This window comes from Streptomyces sp. KPB2 (assembly GCF_003950055.1).
In the GTDB taxonomy this organism is placed as follows: Bacteria; Actinomycetota; Actinomycetes; order Streptomycetales; family Streptomycetaceae; genus Streptomyces; species Streptomyces salinarius.
The window spans coordinates 2824167-2845680 of record NZ_CP034353.1 but is presented as its reverse complement, the minus strand read 5'-3'; the positions used below and the strand labels follow the sequence as shown (position 1 = coordinate 2845680).

At 70.1% G+C, this 21514-nt stretch carries 20 protein-coding genes, 2 pseudogenes and 1 riboswitch; of the genes and pseudogenes, 8 read left to right on the top strand and 14 right to left on the bottom strand.

What is annotated here, in order from left to right; genetic code table 11:
• Positions 1-11: 11 nt before the first annotated feature.
• A complete protein-coding gene (locus tag D1J63_RS12250; RefSeq protein ID WP_125628912.1) occupies positions 12-980 on the bottom strand; it encodes a helix-turn-helix domain-containing protein in 969 nt (322 codons plus the stop codon).
• A gap of 92 nt (positions 981-1072) precedes the next feature.
• Between D1J63_RS12250 and D1J63_RS37145 the strand changes: the two genes are divergently transcribed.
• Complete coding sequence (locus D1J63_RS37145; RefSeq protein ID WP_125628911.1) at positions 1073-1327, top strand: hypothetical protein; 255 nt, start codon at positions 1073-1075, stop codon at positions 1325-1327.
• Here D1J63_RS37145 and D1J63_RS12240 read toward each other — a convergent pair.
• The 6 genes from D1J63_RS12240 to D1J63_RS12215 all read right to left on the bottom strand — a co-directional run bounded on the left by D1J63_RS12240 (position 1240) and on the right by D1J63_RS12215 (position 8411).
• A complete protein-coding gene (locus D1J63_RS12240) occupies positions 1240-2271 on the bottom strand; it encodes a ribonucleotide-diphosphate reductase subunit beta (protein ID WP_102930970.1) in 1032 nt (343 codons plus the stop codon). The genes D1J63_RS37145 and D1J63_RS12240 overlap by 88 nt on opposite strands.
• Complete coding sequence (locus D1J63_RS12235) at positions 2271-4679, bottom strand: ribonucleoside-diphosphate reductase subunit alpha (RefSeq protein WP_125628910.1); 2409 nt, start codon at positions 4677-4679, stop codon at positions 2271-2273. The genes D1J63_RS12240 and D1J63_RS12235 overlap by 1 nt, the downstream gene beginning before the upstream one ends.
• Positions 4680-4823: 144 nt before the next feature.
• Positions 4824-4921: riboswitch (cobalamin riboswitch) on the bottom strand.
• A 93-nt stretch (positions 4922-5014) separates the two neighbouring features.
• A complete protein-coding gene (locus tag D1J63_RS12230) occupies positions 5015-5521 on the bottom strand; it encodes a GNAT family N-acetyltransferase (RefSeq protein WP_102930972.1) in 507 nt (168 codons plus the stop codon).
• A gap of 73 nt (positions 5522-5594) precedes the next feature.
• Complete coding sequence (locus D1J63_RS12225) at positions 5595-7205, bottom strand: sodium:solute symporter family protein (protein ID WP_125628909.1); 1611 nt, start codon at positions 7203-7205, stop codon at positions 5595-5597.
• On the bottom strand, positions 7202-7489 hold the full coding sequence (locus D1J63_RS12220) for a DUF3311 domain-containing protein (protein WP_164712812.1): 288 nt from the start codon (positions 7487-7489) through the stop codon (positions 7202-7204). Before D1J63_RS12220 ends, D1J63_RS12225 begins: the two co-directional genes overlap by 4 nt.
• A gap of 157 nt (positions 7490-7646) precedes the next feature.
• Positions 7647-8411, bottom strand: coding sequence for a GntR family transcriptional regulator (locus D1J63_RS12215; RefSeq protein ID WP_003973740.1), 765 nt, complete (start codon positions 8409-8411; stop codon positions 7647-7649).
• 453 nt (positions 8412-8864) lie between these two features.
• Here D1J63_RS12215 and D1J63_RS12210 point away from each other — a divergent pair, with 453 nt between their 5' ends.
• The 4 genes from D1J63_RS12210 (at position 8865) to D1J63_RS12195 (ending at position 13668) form a co-directional block, all read left to right on the top strand.
• Positions 8865-10166 (top strand): sugar ABC transporter substrate-binding protein, encoded by a 1302-nt coding sequence (locus D1J63_RS12210; protein WP_102930975.1) that lies wholly within the window; start codon positions 8865-8867, stop codon positions 10164-10166.
• A 138-nt stretch (positions 10167-10304) separates the two neighbouring features.
• Positions 10305-11297 (top strand): sugar ABC transporter permease, encoded by a 993-nt coding sequence (locus tag D1J63_RS12205; protein WP_102930976.1) that lies wholly within the window; start codon positions 10305-10307, stop codon positions 11295-11297.
• On the top strand, positions 11294-12169 hold the full coding sequence (locus D1J63_RS12200) for a carbohydrate ABC transporter permease (protein WP_102930977.1): 876 nt from the start codon (positions 11294-11296) through the stop codon (positions 12167-12169). Before D1J63_RS12205 ends, D1J63_RS12200 begins: the two co-directional genes overlap by 4 nt.
• 8 nt (positions 12170-12177) lie before the next feature.
• Complete coding sequence (locus D1J63_RS12195) at positions 12178-13668, top strand: glycoside hydrolase family 3 N-terminal domain-containing protein (RefSeq protein ID WP_125628907.1); 1491 nt, start codon at positions 12178-12180, stop codon at positions 13666-13668.
• Between the two features lie 325 nt (positions 13669-13993).
• Here the strand turns inward: D1J63_RS12195 and nagB are convergent, their stop codons facing one another.
• Together nagB and D1J63_RS37140 are read right to left on the bottom strand one after the other, a co-directional pair.
• Positions 13994-14779 carry a glucosamine-6-phosphate deaminase gene (nagB, locus tag D1J63_RS12190; RefSeq protein WP_102931833.1) on the bottom strand — a complete coding sequence of 262 codons (786 nt, stop codon included), beginning with the start codon at positions 14777-14779 and terminating at the stop codon, positions 13994-13996.
• Positions 14780-14911: 132 nt separating this feature from the next.
• A pseudogene (locus D1J63_RS37140) lies at positions 14912-15043 on the bottom strand (short-chain dehydrogenase); the annotation flags it as partial.
• Between D1J63_RS37140 and D1J63_RS12180 the strand changes: the two are divergent.
• Both D1J63_RS12180 and D1J63_RS12175 read left to right on the top strand, forming a co-directional pair.
• Positions 15027-15230, top strand: a pseudogene (locus D1J63_RS12180) (TetR/AcrR family transcriptional regulator); the annotation flags it as partial. The pseudogenes D1J63_RS37140 and D1J63_RS12180 overlap by 17 nt on opposite strands.
• Positions 15231-15662: 432 nt before the next feature.
• A complete protein-coding gene (locus tag D1J63_RS12175; protein WP_102931832.1) occupies positions 15663-17138 on the top strand; it encodes a PAS domain-containing sensor histidine kinase in 1476 nt (491 codons plus the stop codon).
• A gap of 194 nt (positions 17139-17332) precedes the next feature.
• Here the strand turns inward: D1J63_RS12175 and D1J63_RS12170 are convergent, their stop codons facing one another.
• On the bottom strand, positions 17333-17590 hold the full coding sequence (locus tag D1J63_RS12170) for a WhiB family transcriptional regulator (protein WP_003973730.1): 258 nt from the start codon (positions 17588-17590) through the stop codon (positions 17333-17335).
• A 320-nt stretch (positions 17591-17910) separates the two neighbouring features.
• Positions 17911-18879, bottom strand: a complete 969-nt coding sequence (locus D1J63_RS12165; RefSeq protein ID WP_125628906.1) for a diacylglycerol kinase family protein — start codon at positions 18877-18879, stop codon at positions 17911-17913.
• 133 nt (positions 18880-19012) lie between these two features.
• Here D1J63_RS12165 and D1J63_RS12160 point away from each other — a divergent pair, with 133 nt between their 5' ends.
• The gene (locus D1J63_RS12160) at positions 19013-19465 is read left to right on the top strand and encodes a hypothetical protein (protein WP_125628905.1); all 453 of its coding nucleotides are present in this window, start codon (positions 19013-19015) and stop codon (positions 19463-19465) included.
• 19 nt (positions 19466-19484) lie between these two features.
• Here D1J63_RS12160 and D1J63_RS12155 read toward each other — a convergent pair whose 3' ends face one another.
• The 3 genes from D1J63_RS12155 to D1J63_RS12145 form a co-directional block, all read right to left on the bottom strand.
• Positions 19485-20549, bottom strand: coding sequence for an RNA polymerase sigma factor SigF (locus D1J63_RS12155; protein ID WP_164712811.1), 1065 nt, complete (start codon positions 20547-20549; stop codon positions 19485-19487).
• Between the two features lie 17 nt (positions 20550-20566).
• The gene (locus D1J63_RS12150) at positions 20567-20980 is read right to left on the bottom strand and encodes an anti-sigma regulatory factor (protein WP_003973726.1); all 414 of its coding nucleotides are present in this window, start codon (positions 20978-20980) and stop codon (positions 20567-20569) included.
• Between the two features lie 250 nt (positions 20981-21230).
• Positions 21231-21491, bottom strand: a complete 261-nt coding sequence (locus D1J63_RS12145; RefSeq protein WP_059300643.1) for a UBP-type zinc finger domain-containing protein — start codon at positions 21489-21491, stop codon at positions 21231-21233.
• Between the last annotated feature and the right edge of the window lie 23 nt (positions 21492-21514).

Below are 21514 nucleotides of genomic sequence, written 5' to 3'. Positions count from 1 at the left end.
ACCGTGACGGATCAGGCGGCGGCCTCCGGGCCCCGGAAGGTGCGCCGGTAGGCCTGCGGGGTGGTGCCCAGGGTCCGGACGAACTGGTGCCTCAGGGCCGCCGCCGTGCCGAAACCGGCGCGCCAGGCGATCGTGTCCATCGTCTCGTCCGTCGCCTCCAGCAACCGCTGGGCCAGCAGCACCCGCTGGCGCAGGATCCAGCGGTAGGGAGTCGTACCCGTCTCCTGCTGGAAGCGGCGGGCGAAGGTGCGCGGGGACATGTGCGCCCGGGCGGCCAGCTGCTCGACGGTGACCTCCTCGTCGAGGTGCTGTTCCATCCAGGCCAGCACCTCGCCGACGGTGTCGCAGGAGGAGCGCGGCAGCGGCCGTTCGATGTACTGCGCCTGTCCACCGTCCCGGTGCGGCGGCACCACCATGCGCCGGGCGATGCGGTTGGCGACCTCCGGCCCCTGCTCCTTGCGCACGATGTGCAGGCAGGCGTCGATGCCGGCGGCCGTTCCGGCGGAGGTGATCACCGGGTCCTCGTCGACGTAGAGCACGTCCGGCGCGACCCGCGCCCGCGGGTACTGCCGGGCCAGCTCGGCCGCGTGGTGCCAGTGCACCGCGCACCGCCGCCCGTCCAGCAGACCGGCGGCGCCCAGCACGAAGACGCCGGAGCACACGCTCAGCACGCGGGTGCCCCGGTCCGTCGCCCTGCGCAGGGCGTCCAGCAGCTCGGGCGGGTACTCCCGGCGGACGAAGTCGCTGCCCGCCGGGACCGCGATCAGGTCGGCCTCCTCCAGCCGCTCCAGACCGTACGGCGTGGAGACGGTCAGCCCGCCGACGTGGGTGCCCAGCGTGGGGCCCTCCGCGGAGACCACCGCGAAGTCGTACCCCGGCAGGCCCTCGTCGCTCCGGTCGATGCCGAAGACCTCGCAGATCACGCCTAGTTCGAAGGGATGCGCACCGTCCAGCAGGACGGCCGCCACGTTCTGCAGCATGCCGCCAGTGTGCCTCGCCGGTGGCAGGAAATCGAGGTCTTACGGCAGTCCTGCCACTGACGGTAAGGAGTCTCCGGCGCGACAGTGGTGTCATGACCGGAAACCAGATAGAAGGCCTCGTCGGAATGCTCGCGACCTTCGGACTCCTCGTCCTCATGGTCCTCCCCTCCGTGATCGGCATCGTGCGCGACAGGCGCATCGACCGCCGGATCAGGGAGGCCCAGGAGGGGAGGGGTCAGGGAAAGGAAACCCGGAAGACTCAGAAGTCCTCGTCCAGGTCGACGGTGCCCTCCACCGCCACCTGGTACGCCGAGGGACGCCGCTCGAAGAAGTTGGTCAACTCCTGAACACCCTGCAGCTCCATGAAGGAGAAGGGGTTCTCGGAGCCGTACACCGGGGCGAAGCCGAGCCGCGTCAGACGCTGGTCGGCCACGCACTCCAGGTACTGCCGCATCGAGTCGGTGTTCATCCCCGGGAGGCCGTCACCGCACAGGTCGCGCGCGAACTGCAGCTCGGCCTCGACGGCCTCCCGCAGCATGTCGGTGACCTCCTGCCGGAGCGCGTCGTCGAACAGCTCCGGCTCCTCCTTGCGCACGGTGTCGACCACGTCGAACGCGAAGGACATGTGCATGGTCTCGTCCCGGAACACCCAGTTGGTGCCGGTGGCCAGACCGTGCAGCAGGCCACGGCTGCGGAACCAGTAGACGTAGGCGAAGGCGCCGTAGAAGAACAGGCCCTCGATGCACGCGGCGAAGCAGATCAGGTTCAGCAGGAAGCGGCGCCGGTCGGCCTTGGTCTCCAGGCGGTCGATCGACTCGACGGAGTCCATCCACTTGAAGCAGAACCCGGCCTTCTCCCGGATGGACGGGATGTTCTCCACGGCCGCGAAGGCGGCGGCCCGGTCGTCCGGGTCGGGCAGGTAGGTGTCGAGGAGCGTCAGATAGAACTGGACGTGGACGGCCTCCTCGAAGAGCTGGCGGGACAGGTACAGCCGCGCCTCGGGGGAGTTGATGTGCTTGTACAGCGTCAGCACCAGGTTGTTCGCGACGATCGAGTCGCCGGTGGCGAAGAAGGCCACCAGCCGGCCGATCAGGTGCTGCTCCTCGGGGCTGAGCTTGGCCAGGTCGGCGACGTCCGAGTGGAGGTCGACCTCCTCGACGTGCCAGGTGTTCTTGATGGCGTCCCGGTAGCGCTCGTAGAAGTCGGGGTAGCGCATGGGGCGCAGGGTCAGTTCGAAGCCCGGGTCGAGCAGGTTCTTGGTGGTGGGGTTCGCGGGGGTCTCGGTGGTCATTACTGGCAGGCCTCGCAGGACTCGGGGTTTTCCAGGGAGCAGGCGACCGCTTCGGGGTCCGGGCCGGCCTGCACGGGGACGGGGGCGGTGGCTCGGGCCGCGGCGCGGGCGATCCGGGTCGCCGGGCGGGAACGCAGGTAGTACGTGGTCTTCAGGCCCTGCTTCCAGGCGTAGGCGTACATCGAGGAGAGCTTGCCGATGGTCGGCGTCTCCAGGAACAGGTTCAGCGACTGGGCCTGGTCGAGGTACGGGGTGCGGGCGGCGGCCATGTCGATCAGGCCGCGCTGCGGGATCTCCCAGGCGGTGCGGTACAGCGCGCGCACGTCCTCGGGGATCCAGCTGAAGCCCTGCACCGAGCCGTTGGCCTCGCGCAGCGCCTCACGGGTACGGGCGTCCCACACGCCGAGCCGCTTGAGGTCGTCCACCAGGTAGGAGTTGACCTGGAGGAACTCGCCCGACAGTGTCTCGCGCTTGAACAGGTTGGACACCTGCGGCTCGATGCACTCGTAGACACCGGCGATGGAGGCGATGGTCGCGGTCGGCGCGATGGCCAGGAGCAGGGAGTTGCGCAGCCCGGTCGTCGCCATGCGCGCGCGCAGGGCGGCCCAGCGCTCCGGCCAGGCGGGCTCGACGCCGTAGTGGTCCGGGTGCAGCACACCCTTGGCCGTGCGGGTCTTCTCCCAGGCCGGCAGCGGGCCGTTGCGCTCGGCGAGGTCGGCGGAGGTCTCGTACGCGGCGAGCATGATCCGCTCGGCGATGCGGGTGGACAGGGCCCTGGCCTCGGGGGAGTCGAAGGGCAGCCGGAGCTGGAAGAAGACGTCCTGGAGACCCATCGCGCCGAGGCCGACCGGGCGCCAGCGGGCGTTGGAGCGGCCCGCCTGCTCGGTCGGGTAGTAGTTGATGTCGACGACCCGGTCCAGGAAGGTGACCGCGGTGCGGACGGTGGCGTCCAGGCGCTCCCAGTCCATGTCGCCGTTCGCGGGGTCGACGAAGGCGCCGAGGTTGACCGAGCCCAGGTTGCAGACCGCCGTCTCCCCGTCGTCGGTGACCTCCAGGATCTCCGTGCAGAGGTTGGAGGAGTGGACGACGTGGCCGGGGGTCGCGGTCTGGTTGGCCGTGCGGTTGGCGGTGTCCTTGAAGGTCATCCAGCCGTTGCCGGTCTGCGCGAGGGTGCGCATCATGCGGCCGTACAGCTCACGGGCGGGCAGCGTCCTGCGGGCGAGCCCCGCCTCCTCCGCCCTGCGGTAGGCCGCGTCGAACTCCTCGCCCCACAGGTCGGTCAGCTCCGGCACGTCGGCGGGGGAGAACAGCGACCAGGTCCCGTCGTCGTCCACGCGGCGCATGAACTCGTCCGGGATCCAGTGCGCCAGGTTCAGGTTGTGCGTACGGCGGGCGTCCTCGCCGGTGTTGTCCCGCAGCTCCAGGAACTCCTCGACGTCCGCGTGCCAGGTCTCCAGGTAGACCGCCGCCGCGCCCTTGCGCCGGCCGCCCTGGTTCACGGCCGCCACCGAGGCGTCCAGCGTCTTCAGGAACGGGACGATGCCGTTGGAGTGCCCGTTGGTGCCGCGGATCAGCGAACCCCGGGCGCGGACACGGGAGTAGGCGATGCCGATGCCGCCCGCGTGCTTGGAGAGGCGGGCCACCTGGTGGAGGCGGTCGTACAGGGAGTCCAGCTCGTCCCTGGGGGAGTCCAGGAGGTAGCAGGACGACATCTGGGCGTGCCGGGTGCCGGAGTTGAAGAGGGTGGGGGAGGAGGGGAGGTAGTCCAGGCGGCTCATCAGGCCGTACAGGGCGGCGACCTCGTCCACCGCGCGGACCGTGTCGTCCTCGGCGAGTCCGGCGGCGACCCGGAGCAGGAAGTGCTGGGGCGTCTCGACGGCCTTGCGGGTGATCGGGTGGCGGAGCAGATAGCGGCTGTAGAGGGTGCGCAGTCCGAAGTAGCCGAAGCGGTCGTCGGCGTCCGGGTCGATCAGCGCGTCCAGGCGGTCCGCGTGCTGCCGTACGAAGGCGGCCGTGCGGTCGGCGATCAGGCCCTCGCGATGGCCGGTGGCGACCGAGTCGGTGAACGTCACGACGCCCTGGGAGGCGGCCTCGGCGCGGATGCCGATGGTCAGCAGGCGGGCGGCCAGCCGGGAGTAGACCGGGTCCTCGGAGATCAGACCGGCGGCCGCCTCGGTGGCCAGCTCGCGCAACTCCGCCTCGTCGGCGTGGGCGGACCGGCCGCGCAGTGCGGCGGCGGCCACCCGGCCGGGGTCGGCGTCCTGGAGGTCGGCGGTCAGCCCGGTCAGGGTCCGCAGCAGGGCGGCACCGGGTCCGTCGGGTTCCCCGGTGGTGGGGTCGGCGGATCCAGGGGCGGCCGGAGCCGTCACCGGTTTCGCTGAAGCCGGGTCCGCTGGCGCGATGGTCACGTGGAGCACTCCCTCGCTCGGCACGGGGCCTGGGAGAGGGCAGGGGGCAGCTCACGAGCGCGCACGGCGTCGCGTCCACCGGCCCACTCCACGAGGCCCGGACGTATGGCACCCGGGCCGGGGCGGCCGGGCGCACTGTCGGCAGGTCCTCGGACTGAACAGGCGTGCGCGCACGTGCGAAGACGTACGGATGCACGCAAGTACACCGTTGCGGGACAGTTCCGGATTCGCACCGGATTCCCCTGCGGCGACAGCGAGCATGAGCATACATCTTGTGCCGGACTTCGCCAGCACCCCCAGATGTTGTGTCAGCGCGTCAGTTCACCGCTTCGGGTTCACAGCGTCAGTTCGTAGGCGAGCAGCATGATGTCGTCCAGCTCCGGCAGGGGATTCCAGTCGCGGTCGGGCGTGCGGACGAAGCCCAGGCGCTCGTAGAGGCGGTGCGCGGTGCGCATGGCGGCCTGCGTCGACAGCACGACGCCCGTGCAACCGGCCACCGTCCGGGCGCGGTCCACGCAGGCCCGCACCAGGGCCTCGCCCGCCCCGCGGCCGCGCGCCTCGCGGGCGACGGCGAGCATGCGTATCTCGGCCTCGCCGGGACGCGCGATGTCCGCCATGGGGCCGCCGGACGGCACGAAGGTCACGCCGCCGAGCACCCGGCCGTCCGCCGCCGCGACCAGCACCTCCGCGGCCGCGGCGCGCTTGGCCACGTTTCGCAGCTCGTCCAGGTACGAGTCGCTCTCCCCGAAGTCGAGGAGCCCGTCGCGCAGGTAGGCCTGCGCGGTGATCTCGCCGAGGGTGTCGTACTCCTCGGCCGCCGCCCGCCGAATCACGAAGTCCATGCCGCCGAGTGTGCCCCACGGGCACGACGACGGGCCGCCGGATTTCTCCGACGGCCCGCTGAAGAGAGCGCCGCTAGTGCGAGCTGCCCGCCGTGGCCGGCGGCAGTTCCACCTGGACGCCCGGGTCGCCGGCGTCCGCCGTGTAGTCGCTCGGCCGGGTCTCGTCGACGCCGTCGGGCGCCTTGACCGCCCTCAGGACGAAGGTGAGGACCACGGTGACCAGCACGTTCAGCACGAAGGCGGTGAGGCCGATGTAGCCGATCTCGCCGATGCCGGGGATCTCGTCGGAGGAGCCGCCGAAGTGCTTCTGCGTCGGCGAGGCGACACCGTAGGCGGCGACCGTGCCGTAGACCATGCCGACCGCCCAGCCGCCGAGCAGCGCCCAGCGGTGGAACCAGCGGGTGAACAGGCCGCCGACCAGGGCCGGGAAGGTCTGCAGGATCCAGATGCCGCCCAGCAGCTGGAAGTTGATCGCGACGGTTTTGTCCATGCCCAGGACGAAGATCAGCGCGCCCACCTTCACCAGCAGCGACACCAGCTTGGAGACCTTGGTCTCCTGCTGCGGCGTGGCGTCCGGCTTGATGAAGTCCTTGTAGATGTTGCGGGTGAAGAGGTTCGCGGCCGCGATCGACATGATCGCCGCCGGGACCAGGGCGCCGATGCCGATCGCCGCGAAGGCCACGCCCGCGAACCAGTCCGGGAACATGTTCTCGAACAGCTGCGGGATCGCCAGCTGGCCGTTCTCCACCTTGACCCCGGCCGCGATCGCCATGAAGCCCAGCAGCGCCAGCAGGCCCAGCATCAGCGAGTACAGCGGCAGGATCGTGGTGTTGCGGCGGATCACCTCACGGCTGCGCGAGGACAGCGTGGCGGTGATCGAGTGCGGGTACATGAACAGCGCCAGTGCCGAACCGAGCGCCAGCGTCGCGTACGTCCACTGGCCCTCCGAGTCGGGCACCACTCCACCCTTGCCCGACTCGGTGAACTTGTCGCTCGCCGACGCGAAGATGTCGTCGAAGCCGCCCAGCTTGATCGGGATGTAGATGATCGCCACCGCGATGACGATGTAGATCAGCGTGTCCTTCACGAACGCGATCAGCGCGGGCGCCCGCAGTCCCGACGAGTAGGTGTACGCCGCCAGCACACCGAAGGCGATCAGCAGCGGCAGGTCCTTGATGAACCAGTTGGTGTCCTCGCCGCCGCCGACGCCCATCACGTCGAGGACGGCCTGGATGCCGACCAGCTGGAGCGCGATGTACGGCATGGTCGCCAGGATGCCGGTCACGGCCACCGCCAGCGACAGGCCCTTGGAGCCGAACCGGCCGCGCACGAAGTCCGAGGTCGTCACGTACCCGTGCTTGTGCGAGACCGACCACAGGCGGGGCAGGAAGGTGAAGATCAGCGGATAGACCAGGATCGTGTACGGCACCGCGAAGAAGCCGGACGCGCCCGCCGCGTAGATCGCCGCCGGGACGGCCACGAAGGTGTACGCGGTGTACAGGTCGCCGCCCAGCAGGAACCAGGTGACCCAGGTGCCGAACGAGCGGCCTCCCAGGCCCCACTCGTCGAGGCTGTGCTCGTTCTCGGCCCGGCGCCAGCGGGCGGCCATGAAGCCCATGGCGGTGACGAGGACGAAGAAGAAGATGAAGACGGCGAGTGCGACGCCGTTCACGCCGTCGTTCATCGCGACTCACCGCCCTTCGAGGCAGCGGGAGCGGAGTGGGCGGCGGCGCGTCCGCGCTGGTCGCGCTGCCACAGCTTGTACGCGGTGACCGTGAGCAGGGTGGAGATCAGCACCCAGGCCATCTGGTACCAGTAGAAGAACGGGATGCCGATGAAGGCCGGGTCCGTCTTCGTGTACGAACCGACCCAGAGCATGGCCACGAACGGTGCGACGAGACAGAGCCCGATGACGACGCGCACCGGCGTCACCACCGGCTCTCTGCTCACTTCTGTGTCTTCTGACATGCGCGGCTCCGTCCCCTCGCTGATCACCTCGTGCAGTGCGCACGAAATGTAGGTGACGGCGTCAAGACAGCGGAAGACCTCGTCCGTATATCGGTCCTCAACCGCAACTTCGCGCCCGTGCGTGGGGGGAAATCACCGGGTATGTGCCGGGCCGGTCCTAGTCCTGGGGGCGCTTGAGGCGGGCCACGAACTTGTAGCGGTCGCCCCGGTACACCGAGCGGACCCATTCCACCGGCTGACCGGTGCGGTCCTGGGAGTGCCGGGAGAGCATCAGCATGGGCAGGCCGACGTCGGTGCCGAGCAGGCCGGCCTCGCGCGGGGTGGCCAGGGAGGTCTCGATGGTCTCCTCGGCCTCGGCGAGGTGGACGTCGTACACCTCGGCGAGCGCGGTGTAGAGGGACGTGTACTTCACCAGGGAGCGGCGCAGGGCGGGGAAGCGCTTCGCGCTGAGGTGGGTGGTCTCGATCGCCATCGGCTCGCCGTTGGCCATGCGCAGCCGCTCGATGCGCAGCACCCGGCCGCCGGCCGTGATGTCCAGCAGCCCGGCGAGCCGGTCGTCGGCGGTGATGTAACCGATGTCCAGCAGCTGGGAGGTGGGTTCGAGGCCCTGGGCCCGCATGTCCTCGGTGTAGGAGGTGAGTTGCAGCGCCTGCGACACCTTGGGCTTGGCGACGAAGGTGCCCTTGCCCTGGATGCGCTCCAGGCGGCCCTCCACGACCAGCTCCTGCAGGGCCTGGCGCACCGTCGTGCGCGAGGTGTCGAACTCGGCGGCCAGCGTGCGCTCGGGCGGGACCGGTGTGCCCGGCGTCTGGGTCCGGGTCATGTCGAGCAGATGCTTCTTCAGACGGTAGTACTTGGGCACGCGCGCGGTACGGACGGTCGCCCCACCCTCGTTCTCCGCACTGCTGACGTCGGTGCTCATGCTCTGCCTTCCCGGCTCCGGATGCCGAAGCGACCGCTTCCCTGTCGGCCACGGCTCACATCGTGGCACGGCTTCGTGCCGGGATGGCCCCCGCACGCTCCGTGATCCCTTCTGTATACCCGCGGGAACACCCTTGGTCTAGTCCACAGCGGGGTCGGACGCCGCTGGTACGCGCGTTCGGGGGTCGGCCGGCGCGCCATTCGGTGGGGGGTGGTACACCCGGTCCCGGTGCGCCCGTTCTGTCGCTTGCGCAATGAAAGGTCCCTGCATATCTCGGTCGCATCACGGACGGACCGACTGGGTTTGAACACCCTTGACAGGCCTATTGGTCTGGGCCAAGCTCCCCCTACTGGTCTACACCATTGGTCCAGGTCCCGGCCCCAGGAGCGGTACGCGTTCACGCTTGAACCGCAGGGAGGCAGGGGGGTTTGTGGCATCCCTGAGGAGGGTGGCGTGAAGCGCAAGCTGATAGCCGCGATCGGTATCGCGGGCATGATGGCAAGCATCGCGGCGTGCGGAGGCTCGGACGACGAAGCGTCCAAGCAGGACCCGAAGGACCGCAAGGGCGAGCTCACCGTCTGGCTGATGGTGGACGCCCAGAGTAGCTGGCCCGAGCTGGTCAAGCAGGCGAACACCGAGTTCAACAAGAAGTACCCCGGGGTCAAGGTCAACGTCCAGTACCAGCAGTGGGGCGACAAGACCAAGAAGCTCGACGCCGCCCTCTCCGGCGACTCGTTCCCCGACGTGGTCGAACTCGGCAACACCGAGACCATGACGTACATCCTCAACGGCGCCCTCGGCGAGATCGACGCCAAGAAGTACGACAACTCGGACACCTGGATCGAGGGCCTCAAGGACACCTGTTCCTACGAGGGCAAGCTCTACTGCGTCCCGTACTACGCGGGTGCCCGCGTGGCCATCTACAACAAGGACATGTTCAAGGCCGGCACGGGCTCCGACCAGCTGCCGAAGACCGAGGACGAGCTGCTCAAGGCGCTCGACAAGGTCCAGGACAAGTACAAGAAGGACAACGCGTTCTCCGCGCTGTACCTGCCGGGCCGTTACTGGTACGCCGCCATGTCCTACGTGGCCGCCTACGGCGGTGAGATCGCCACCTACGACGAGGGCAGCAAGGAGTGGAAGGCCGCCCTGTCCACGCCCGAGGCGCAGAAGGGCATCCAGCACTTCATCGACCTGGTCAAGAAGTACAACCACGGTGACCAGACGAAGGACGAGCAGGACCACGCCAATGTCATGGCCAACGAGAAGACCGCTCTTCTCTACGGCAACGCCTGGGAAGCCGGCAGCGTCGTCGACTCCAAGACGAACGGCAACCCCAAGCTGAAGGACAAGATCGTCACGGCCGGCATGCCCGGTCCGGAGGGCAAGGCGCTTCCGTCCTTCATCGGCGGTTCCGACCTCGCGACGGTCTCCAAGTCCGACCAGCAGGACCTGGGTCAGGAATGGATCTCGTTGTTCACCAACGAGAAGTCCCAGGCCGCCCTGGCCGAGAAGAACATCCTGCCGAACAACACCAAGCAGCTCGAGCCGCTGAAGGCCAAGCCCGAGACGGCGCCGATCGCCAACGCGGTCCCGGACGCCTGGTTCACCCCGATCGCGCCGGGCTGGTCCGCGATCGAGAAGAAGGAAACGCTCGAGACGATGCTCCTCGACATCCTCAAGGGCAAGTCGGTCGCCGAAGCCACCAAGGCCGCCGACGCGGAGATCAACTCTCTAATCAACGAGGCCTCCTGAGCCTCCCCGCTCGAACCTCGTTGACCTCCGGTGCCTTGTCCGGCCGCGCCGCCGGACAAGGCCGGTCGGGCGGCCGGCCGCCTTGGGCGGGCCGGCCGCCGACTCGATGCAGAACCCTTCGAACGGAAGGCCAGCACAGTGAGTGCCGCCGACATCAAGACAGCCGGCCCGGAGGTGTCCGCCTCGCGGCCGCCTCGCGGTGACGGCCCGGCACCGTCCGCACCCCGGCGGAGCCGGTGGACGAACGGGCCGTTGCTGCCCTATCTGCTGATCGCGCCGGCTGTCGTGGCCCTCGCCGCGGTCTTCGTCTGGCCGCTGATCAAGACCGTGATCATGTCCTTCCAGGACGTCGGCCGACGGGAACTGTGGACCGGCCAGGCCGCCGAATGGGTCGGCTTCGACCAGTTCACCAACATCCTCGGTGACAGCGAGTTCTACGACGTCGTCTGGCGCACCGTGCTGTTCATGGTGGTGTGCGTCGTCAGCACGCTGGCCATCGGCCTCTTCCTCGCCCACGCCATGCAGCGCATGACCAAGGCGGTGCGGCTGCTGCTGACCGGCGCCCTGATCGCGGCCTGGTCGCTGCCCCTGCTGGTCGCCACCTCGATCTTCCGCTGGTTCGCCGACTCCGACTACGGCGTCGCCAACATGGTGCTCACCGAGTACCTGGGCCTCGACTTCCAGGGTCACAACTGGTGGCTCGACCCGAAGCAGGGCTTCCTCATGATCGGTGCCGTGGTGGTGTGGGGGGCCGTGCCCTTCGTCACCGTCACGCTGTACGCCGCCTTCACCCAGGTGCCGAGCGAGCTCGAGGAGGCCGCGGAGCTGGACGGCGCCGGACGCATCGGCGTGTTCCGCTACGTGACCTGGCCGGTGATCAAGCCCGTCTTCCAGATGGTGGCCACGCTCTCGGTGATCTGGGACTTCAACGTCTTCGGCCAGGTCTTCCTGATGCGCGGCAACAAGCCGGAGGAGGAGTACAACCTGCTCGGCCTCTACTCCTACGAGAAGGCCTTCGAGTCGAACAGCTTCAGCCAGGGCGCCGCCATCGCCCTGATCACCGTGCTGCTCCTCTCCGGCGTCGCCGTCTACTACCTGCGCCAGCTGCTCAAGATCGGAGAGGTCGAGTGAGCGAGACGACAGCCCCCGGCGCCACGGCGCCCGAGTACCGGCCCGACCGCAAGAAGCGCAGCCGGCACGTCTACAACCTCGTCGGTCTCGTCACCTTCGTGGTGATGGCCTTCCCGGTCTACTGGCTCGTGGTGAGCGCGCTGCGCCCCAACAACGAGATCCGCTCCTACGACCAGAAGCTCTGGCCGAACTCCGTCACCTTCGACAACTTCCGCCGGGCGATCGACGCGCCGAACTTCGGCACGGCCATCCAGTCCAGCCTCATCATCTGTGTGACCGCCGTCCTCGGTGCCATGGTGCTCTCCACGATCGCCGCCTTCGCGATCGGCCGGTTCCGGTTCGCCGGCCGCAAGGCGTTCATGATCGTGCTGCTCGTGGTGCAGCTGCTGCCGCCCACGGCCATGCTGATCCCCCTCTACATCCAGCTGAACGACCTGGGGGCGATCAACGAGTACTGGGGCGTCATCGTCATCTACCTCGTCACCACGCTGCCGTTCGCCACCTGGATGATCCGCGGGTTCGTCGTGAACATCCCGCTGGAGCTGGAGGAGGCCGCGATGGTCGACGGCTGCTCCCGGATGGGCGCCTTCTGGCGCGTGGTGTTCCCGCTGCTCGCCCCCGGTCTCGCCGCCGCGTCGATCTTCTCCCTGATCAACGCCTGGAACGAATACCTGCTCGCCTACATCGTGCTGCAGGACAACGACAAGTACACGCTCAACGTCTGGCTCATGAATTTCACCACCTCGCACGGCACCGACTACGGCGCCCTGATGGCCGCCTCGACGATGATCGCCATACCCGTCGTGGCCTTCTTCATGATCGTGCAGAAGAAGATGGCCGCCGGCCTCACCTCCGGCGCCGTGAAGGGATAGCGCCACCCATGACGACCCTCGCCAGGGCCACCGACACCCTCACCCGCGACGCGCTCACCGTCCTCCAGCCCGGCTTCGCCGGGACCACCGCCCCCGACTGGCTGCTGCGCCGGCTCGGCGAGGGGCTGGCCTCCGTCGCCCTGTTCGGGCGGAACGTCACCTCGCCCGAGCAGGTGGCGGCGCTGACCGCACAGCTGCGCGCCGAGCGCGAGGACGTGCTGGTCGCGATCGACGAGGAAGGCGGTGACGTCACCCGACTGGAGGTGCGCACCGGCTCCTCCTTCCCCGGCAACCACGCCCTCGGCGCGGTGGACGACGTCGGGCTCACCCGGGCGGTTGCCGCGGAACTGGGCCGACGGCTCGCCGCCGCGGGCGTGGACTTCAACTGGGCCCCGTCCGCCGACGTGAACTCCAACCCGGACAACCCGGTCATCGGCGTGCGCTCCTTCGGCGCCGACACCGACCTGGTCGCCCGGCACACCGCGGCCTACGTCACCGGCATGCAGTCCGCGGGCGTGGCCACCTGCACCAAGCACTTCCCGGGCCACGGCGACACGGGCATCGACTCCCACCACGCCATGCCGCGCATCGACGTGGACGCGGACGTGCTCGCCGAGCGCGACCTGGTCCCCTTCCGCGCGGCCATCGCGGCCGGCACCCGCGCCGTGATGAGCGCCCACATCCTGGTCCCGGCCCTGGACCCGGACCGTCCGGCAACGTTGTCCCGCCGCATCCTGACCGACCTGCTCCGGGGCGAGATGGGCTACGACGGGCTCATCGTCACCGACGGCATCGAGATGAAGGCGATCGCCGGCACCTACGGCATCGAACGCGGCACCGCCATGGCCATCGCGGCCGGCGCCGACGCCATCTGCGTGGGCGGCGGCCTGTCCGACGAGGGCACCGTACGGCGGCTGAGCGACGCGCTGGTCGAGGCGGTCCGCGCGGGCGAACTCCCCGAGGAGCGCCTGGCCGACGCCGCGGAGCGGGTCAGGGCGCTGGCCCGCTGGACCACGGCGAACCGGCCGGGCGCGGAGGCTTCGGCCACCGCGGACGGTGACGTGGGCCTGCGTGCGGCCCGCCGCGCCCTGCGGGTCACCGTCGCGGGGGAGTCCGCGCCGCTCACCGAGCCGGCGTACGTCGCCGCGTTCACCCCGGTGGCGAACATCGCGGTCGGCGACGAGACCCCCTGGGGTGTGGCCGCCGAGCTGGGCCGCCTGCTCCCGGGGACCGAGACCGGCAGCTTCAGCGGCGCCGACGCGGGCCGCGAGGCACTGGCCGCGGCGGGCTCCCGGCGCATCGTCGCCGTCGTCCGCGACGAGCACCGGCACCCGTGGATGGCGGCGGCCCTCGACGTCCTGCTGGCGGCCCGCCCCGACACGATCGTCGTCGAAATGGGCGTCCCGCGCGCGGAGGCCCGCGGCGCCCTCCACCTGGCCACCCACGGCGCGGCCCGCGTCTGCGGCCGGGCAGCGGCCGAGGCCGTCGCCGGCGTCTGACGACCACCCGTCGCCCCACTGAAGGCGCCGGTACCCTGACGGGCCGGCGCCTTCGGTGTGCGTGGCCGCGCACGGCCTCCCGGCGAAGGGCGGGCGAGCCCGGACGGTGGGCGAGGGAAACCGTCGCCGCGCGGGTGCGGGGAGCAGCGTGCTGGTGGCGGCGGGAGTGCGGGCGCTGGAGCGCGGTGCCCGGGGCGGTGCGGCCGGGACGCGGGCGCCGTGCCGGTGGTGGTGTGCGGGTACGGCGAAGGCGCCGGGGCCCTGTGACGGGATCCGGCGCCGTGCGCGCAGGGGTGTCCGGCCCGCCGGACCGGGACTGGACGGGTCAGATGCCCTGCCAGTCCGGCTTGTGGGCGTAGGTGTGCCGGAAGTAGTCGGCGAGCTTCAGCTTGGACGCGGCGGCCTCGTCGACGACGACCGTGGCGTGCGGGTGCAGCTGCAGCGCGGAGGCCGGGCACACCGCCGCGACCGGGCCCTCGACGCTCGCGGCGACCGCGTCGGCCTTGCCCTCGCCGGTGGCGAGCAGCACCACGTGCCGCGCCTCCAGGATGGTGCCGATGCCCTGGGTGATCACGTGGTGCGGCACCTGCTCGATGTCGCCGTCGAAGAAGCGCGCGTTGTCGACGCGGGTCTGCTCGGTCAGCGTCTTGATGCGCGTCCGCGAGGCGAGCGAGGAGCACGGCTCGTTGAAGCCGATGTGTCCGTCGGTGCCGATGCCCAGCAGCTGGAGGTCGACCCCGCCGGCCCCGCTCAGCGCCCGGTCGTAGGCCTCGCACGCGTCCTGCACGTCCGCGGCCGTTCCGTCGGGGCCCATGAACGCGTCCATGCCGATCCCCAGCGGCTCGAGCACCTCGCGCCGCAGCACCGAGCGGTACGACTCCGGGTGCTCCGCGGGCAGCCCCACGTACTCGTCGAGCTGGGCGATCCGGGCCCGCGCGGTCTCCACGGCACCCGAGCGCACCTTGGCCGCCAGCGCCTCGTACACGGGCAGCGGCGTCGAGCCAGTGGCCACCCCGAGCAGGGCGTCGGGCTTGCGCCGGAGCAGCTGCGCCATGGCTTCGGCTATGAGTTCGCCGCCCGCTCTGGCATCGGGAACGATGACAACTTCCACGCTGGCCTGCCGTTTCGAAGAGAGGACTCACCCGGGGTCCGGGACTGGCTATGTGGTTTAGACCAATCTAACAGAGCGGGGCCCCGCGGTCGCGCCGAAACGGTCGGGTGGGTGGCCGTGTCCGCGCGGCGGCGTCAGGTCAGCGCCCCCCGTGGCGTCCACCCAGCTTCCCGTGATCCACCGGCTCTCCCGCGGGGCGAGGAACGCGACCACGTCGGCCACCTCGGCCGGCGTCCCCACTCCGCCCAGCGCCAACATCGAGGCCATCGAGCGCCGGATCGAGGCCGACGTGGACCGGGGTGTGCTGCCCCCGGGCACCGACGCCCCCGCCCTCGCCCGGCACACCGGTGCGATGATCCAGGGCATGTCGCAGCAGGCGCGCGACGGCGCGAGCCGGGCGGAGCTGGAGGCGCTCGCGGAAATTGCCCTGGCGGTCCGGCCCCGTGGTTGAGCCAACAGGGTTAGGCTTCTAGGGGCTGCTACCCAGGGACGCAGTCGGCACGAGTCACCAGCAACAAACAACGTCCACCGCATGGACACGGTAAGTGGTCTAGTCCAGAATGGTCGCTGAGACACTGACCGAGTCACTCACGCAAGGTGATCGTCGAGCTTCCGTCCTCCCCGCACAGGAGGACGGACCGAGGATCCGGAGCTCTCTGCCCTGACTGCCCCGGCTCCTCATCCTTCGGCCGACCGGGACCGCACACCCCACGGCCGATGTTGCTCCGGGCTGCGGTGCCGGGAGGGTTGAGGGTCCCTCTCAGGCGCCGCGGCCCGCGGGTGTTTCCGGGGGCCGTCCGGACGGCGTCGGAGGCCGGGGCGGGGATCCGTGGAGCGTGGCTGGTTTCCGTCGCCGTCCGTACCGCCAGGTACGCTCAGCCCCGTGCCCTCCATGAACGAACTCGTACGCCAGCACACCGCACTCGACGACTCCGACCTCGAGTGGCTCCATCTGCTGGTCTCGGAGTGGCAGCTGCTGTCCGACCTCTCCTTCGCCGACCTGGTCCTGTGGGTCCCCACCCGCGACGGCACGCGCTATGTCTCCGTCGCCCAGATGCGGCCCAACACCGGCCCCACCTCGTACCAGGACGACATGGTCGGCCACCTCGTCCCGCGCGGCCGGCGCCCCATGCTGGACGCCGCCCTGGACGAGGGCCGCATCGTGCGCGAGGGCGACCCGGAGTGGCGCGAGGAGGTCCCCGTCCGCGTCGAGTCCATCCCCGTGCGCCGCCAGGGACGCGTCCTCGGGGTCATCGCCCGCAACACCAACCTGCTCACCGTGCGCACTCCGAGCCGGCTGGAGCTGACCTATCTGCAGAGCGCGTCGGACCTGGCCCAGATGATCGCGGCCGGGGCCTTCCCGTTCGAGAACCAGCAGGTCGACATGGACGCCTCGCCCCGCGTCGGCGACGGCCTGGTCCGGGTCGACGGCGACGGCATCGTCCAGTACGCCTCCCCGAACGCGCTGTCGGCCTACCACCGCATGGGCCTGGCCGCCGACCTGGTGGGCCAGCACCTGGGCCGCACCACCGCCGAACTCGCCCCCTCCCGCGGCCCGGTGGACGAGGCGCTCGCCAAGGTCGCCAGCGGCTGGGCGCCGCGCGAGTTCGAGATCGAGGCGCACGACGGGGTGATCCAGTTCCGCGCCATCCCGCTCAAACCCAAGGGCACCCGCATCGGTTCGCTCGTCCTCCTGCGCGACGTGACGGAACTGCGCCGTCGCGAGCGCGAGTTGATCACCAAGGACGCCACCATCCGGGAGATCCACCACCGGGTGAAGAACAACCTCCAGACGGTGGCGGCCCTGCTGCGCCTGCAGGCCCGGCGCATCGAGTCCGACCGGGGGCGCGAGGCACTGGAGGAGGCCGTGCGCCGGGTCGGCTCGATCGCGATCGTGCACGAGACGCTCTCCCAGAACCTGGACGAGCGCGTGGAGTTCGACGAGATCGCCGACCGGGTGCTGGCGATGGTGGCCGAGATCTCCCCGGGCAGGGTCACCGGCCGGCGAACCGGCCGCTTCGGCATCCTCGACGCCGAGGTCGCCACCCCGCTGTCCATGGTGCTGACCGAGGTGCTGCAGAACGCCCTGGAGCACGGCTTCCGGGACAGCGACACCGGCACGGTCGAGGTCTCGGCGGTCCGGGGAGGCACGACCAAGGAGGCCCGGCTGCTGGTCACCGTCCAGGACGACGGCGTGGGCCTGCCCGAGGGCTTCGACCCGCACCGCTCCGGCAACCTCGGCCTGCAGATCGTCCGCACCCTGGTGGAGGGTGAGCTGGGCGGCACCTTCGACATGGTCCCGGCCCCGGAGCGCGGCACCCGGGTGATCCTCGACATTCCGGTGCCCGCCGCGAAGTAGCGGCCGTCGGGTGAGGGGCACGGCCGGGTGGTGGGCACAGCAAAAAGCCCCGGACCTGTGAAGGTCCGAGGCCTGTGCTCGTGCGCTACATCGTCCGATGCGCATCGGGGGTACTGCGCGCTGCGGCTCGGGAGCGGGGGATGCGTACTCGCTGTACGCGCCGCCAAGCTGAGGCTGTCAGTAGGGGTGGGTTGTCAGGCGGAGGCCTGACGAGCCCGGTTGCGGGCGGCACGGCGCTTCATTGCGCGGCGCTCGTCCTCGCTGAGACCACCCCAGACGCCGGAGTCCTGACCGGACTCGAGCGCCCACTGCAGGCACTGCTCCATGACGGGGCAGCGACGGCAGACGGCCTTGGCTTCCTCGATCTGCAGCAGCGCGGGACCGGTGTTGCCGATGGGGAAGAAGAGCTCGGGGTCTTCCTCGCGGCAAACGGCGCGGTGACGCCAGTCCATGGCTGCTACCTCTCCTTGGTATTACATGCTGGGATGCTTGTGAATGTGAACGCTTTCACGAATCCCTCAACAAGGGAAGGGCCTACCGCCAGGTTCCCTGGCGTGGTCCTGTGGTTTGAAGAGGGGTTCCGGTGATCTGTGGATGCCGGTCTTGCGGGCTGTCCCGATCGCCAAGAAGAGACTCGCAAACCTCGGCGGCGGATACAACCCCTTCCGGAAAGTTTTTTTTGATTCTTCGGTGTCGACTAGGTCACAGCCGTACTTCCATGGGGTGGATCCTGGTCTAAACGTTCGAGTGAAAGGACTTTCGCCCCTTCTGCTCACACAATCACACGCAGTGCACGGCGTACGCCTGTGAACGTCACGCTGGTACGCAACCCCAGGTGGTCACCGTCCATCTGAAGGGGCAGGGGCACCTTCGAATGCAAGGTGAACTCGGTCAGATCGTGCAGGGAGACCGCGTGCCGACCGCGCGGCCCGCGCTCGGGGGACGAAGTGAGCAACTGGGTGCCATACCGGGCAACCGCGGCCGTCGACAGCCGGCTGAGACCGAAGACGTCGAGCGCGGTGTCGAACGAGGCCTGGGGGGAGGCGTAGATCGGGCGGTTGCCGAGGAACGTCCAGGGACAGGTGTTCGAGACTATGGACAGCACCAGATCGGTGATCGGGTCCTCGCCCGGCCGCTCCAGCGTGATCGTCCCGCTGCGGCGGTGCGGCTCGCCGATGAGCTGGCGCACCACCTGACGGACGTAGAGGGCGTGCGTCGACTTCCTGCCGCGCTCACGGTGCTGCTCGACGCGGCCGACCACGCCGGCGTCGAAGCCCAGTCCGGCGTTGAAGGTGAACCAGCGGGCCGGGACCGCCTCGTCCTCCGTGCCCGCCGTACCCGACGCCAGGCCGAGGCCGACGGTCCGCTCGCTGCCCTCGCGCAGCGCGTCCAGCAGCGCTCCGGTGGCCTCCACCGCGTGGTTGGGCAGCCCGAGGGCGCGGGCGAAGACATTGGTGGAACCTCCGGGGACCACCGCGAGACCGGGCAGGTGCTCCGGGTCGGGGCCCGCGTGCAGAAGGCCGTTGACGACCTCGTTCACCGTGCCGTCGCCGCCGAGGGCCACCACCAGGTCGACGTCCTCGCTCTGGGCCGCCTGCCGGCCGAGGTCGCGCGCGTGGCCGCGGTACTCGGTGGTGACCGCCTCCAGCTTCATCTCGCTCGCCAGCGCGTGGATCAGCACGTCGCGCGTACGCGCACTCGTAGTGGTTGCCGCCGGATTGACCACGAGAAGTGCACGCATGGTGTGCAGCGTACCTACCGGGCGGTACTCGGCCCAGACCGGAGTGAAGATCGCCACCCCGGCCCGCCGCGCGTGATACGCCCGACACCCGGGCGGGCGCGGGCACAGGTGCGCCGAGGGCTACCCTGCAGGGGTGAGCAGTGAGCAGACCCCCGACCCCGCAGCCGCCGAGGAGGCGGAGCCCCGCCCCGCCCGGGTGACCGCCGCGGCCGCGATCGCCGCACTGGAGGGCCTGGCGCTCGTCGTCGGCGGCGCCTGGATGCTCGTGGGGGGCCTCACCGGACACCCCGACGACCGGACCTCGGCCGTCACCGGCGGCGTCACCCTGCTCGTCCTCGCCCTGCTGCCGCTGCTCGCCGCCCGCGGACTGATCCGCCTGCGGGGGTGGAGCCGCGGCCCGGCCGTGATCACGCAGATCATGGCGCTGCCGGTCGCCTACAACATGGCGGGGGCCGACAGTTTCGCCGTCCCGGCGGGCGTCGTGCTCGGCGTCGCGGCGCTCACCGCGCTGTACCTGCTCATCAACCCCGAGACCACCCTGGCCCTCGGCATCCGGGGACCGGGCAACGCCGGCAAGCGGCCGTAGGACGACCGCCGACCGGCCGCTACTCCTCGACCAGCAGCTTCTCCCGCAGCTGCGCCAGCGTGCGGGCCAGCAGCCGGGACACGTGCATCTGCGAGATCCCGACCTCCTGCGCGATCTGGGACTGGGTCATGTTGCCGAAGAAGCGCAGCAGCAGGATGCGTTTCTCCCGCGGCGGCAGGTCCTCCAGCAGCGGCTTGAGCGACTCCCGGTACTCCACCCCTTCGAGCGCCTCGTCCTCGGCGCCGAGGGTGTCGGCGACCGCCGGGGACTCGTCGTCGGTGTCCGGGACGTCCAGGGACAGCGTGGAGTAGGCGTTGGCCGACTCCAGGCCCTCCAGGACCTCCTCCTCCGAGATCGACAGCTTCTCGGCGAGCTCGTGCACCGTGGGGGAGCGGCCGTGCAGCTGGGAGAGCTCCGCCGTGGCCGTCGTCAGGGCCAGCCGCAGCTCCTGGAGCCGGCGCGGGACGCGCACCGCCCAGCCCTTGTCTCGGAAGTGCCGCTTGATCTCCCCGACGACCGTGGGTGTCGCGTACGTGGAGAACTCCACCCCGCGGTCCGGGTCGAAGCGGTCGACCGACTTGATCAGGCCGATGGTGGCGACCTGGGTGAGGTCGTCCAGGGGCTCGCCGCGGTTGCGGAAGCGGCGCGCGAGGTGCTCGACGAGCGGCAGGTGCATGCGGACCAGCCGATTGCGCAGCTCCGCGTACTCCGGGCTGTCCTTCTCCAGCGTGCGCAACTCGGCGAACAGGAGGCGCGCCCCACTGCGGTCCTGCGGGTCGTGCCGTGTGCCCTGCGTGCCCCGTGCACCCGGCGCGTGGCCGTCGGCGTGTCGCTCGTGCTCGCTCATCGTCCCGCCCGTCGCCCTTTCCCGAGCCCGCGCCTCCGCTCGGACGGGCCGGACGGGGGTGCCCCCGGTCCGCGGCCCGTCGCCCGGAACGACGGCCTCGGGCGAGGTCTCGTCCTCCGGATGCGGCCGGGCCTGCTCGGGGATGCCGTCGATGCCGTCCGCCGTGCGTCGCGCCTCGTTCTCAGAACGTGCGCCCTCGGCCGGCAGCTCCCGTGTACCGCGCTCTTCGTCCCGCACCGGCCCGTCCCCGTCCCTCACGTCGGCCCGGGTCCCGCGCCGCGCTGTTTGTAGAGGCTGATCGAAACGGTTTTGTCCTCGTCCACGGCGGAGGAGACCTTGCCCGCGAGGGCGGAGAGCACCGTCCAGGCGAAGGTGTCCCGCGAGGGGGCGTGGCCGTCCGTGGTCGGCGCCGAGACGGTGACCTCGAGCGAGTCGTCGACGAGGCGGAAGACACAACTGAGCACCGAGCCGGGCACGGCCTGCTGGAGCAGGATCGCGCAGGCCTCGTCGACTGCGATGCGCAGGTCCTCGATCTCGTCGAGGGTGAAGTCCAAACGAGCTGCGAGGCCGGCCGTCGCCGTACGCAGCACCGACAGGTAGGCACCCGCGGCCGGCAGCCGGACTTCGACGAAGTCCTGGGTCGCGGGCTCGCCTGCGATCTGGGACACCCTCACCTCCAAGGTGGTACAAGCGTTACAGGGCCGAGGGACGCCCCCCGGGATAACGCGATGCATGGTTCAGCGGTGACGTTATCGCGCTCCGAAGTTTCCTGTCCCCAAGACCCCAACCCCGTGCTGTCACTCATAGTAAACACTCGAACACGCACAGTGGCTAGGGGGTTGGCGGGCCCAAATCGGAAGAGCGCGCGCCGGGTTGACGTACCCAGACGTCAGACGTTCGAACCGTCCCCGGCAGAGGTCACACCAGGACGTGATCGACGAAGCACCAACGCCAGCTCTCCCCGGGCTCGAAGGTCCGCATCACCGGATGCCCGGTCTCCTTGTGGTGCGCCGTCGCGTGCTGCCTCGGCGAGGAGTCGCAGCAGCCGACATGGCCACAGCTGAGACACAGCCTCAACTGCACCGGGTCCGTGCCCTCGGCCAGACACTCCGGGCAGGTCTCGCCGCACGGCTCGGGTTCCGGGTGCGGCAGCGCGTCGGCGTGCGTGCACTGTTTCATGATTGCCAGGTTACGACGGCTGC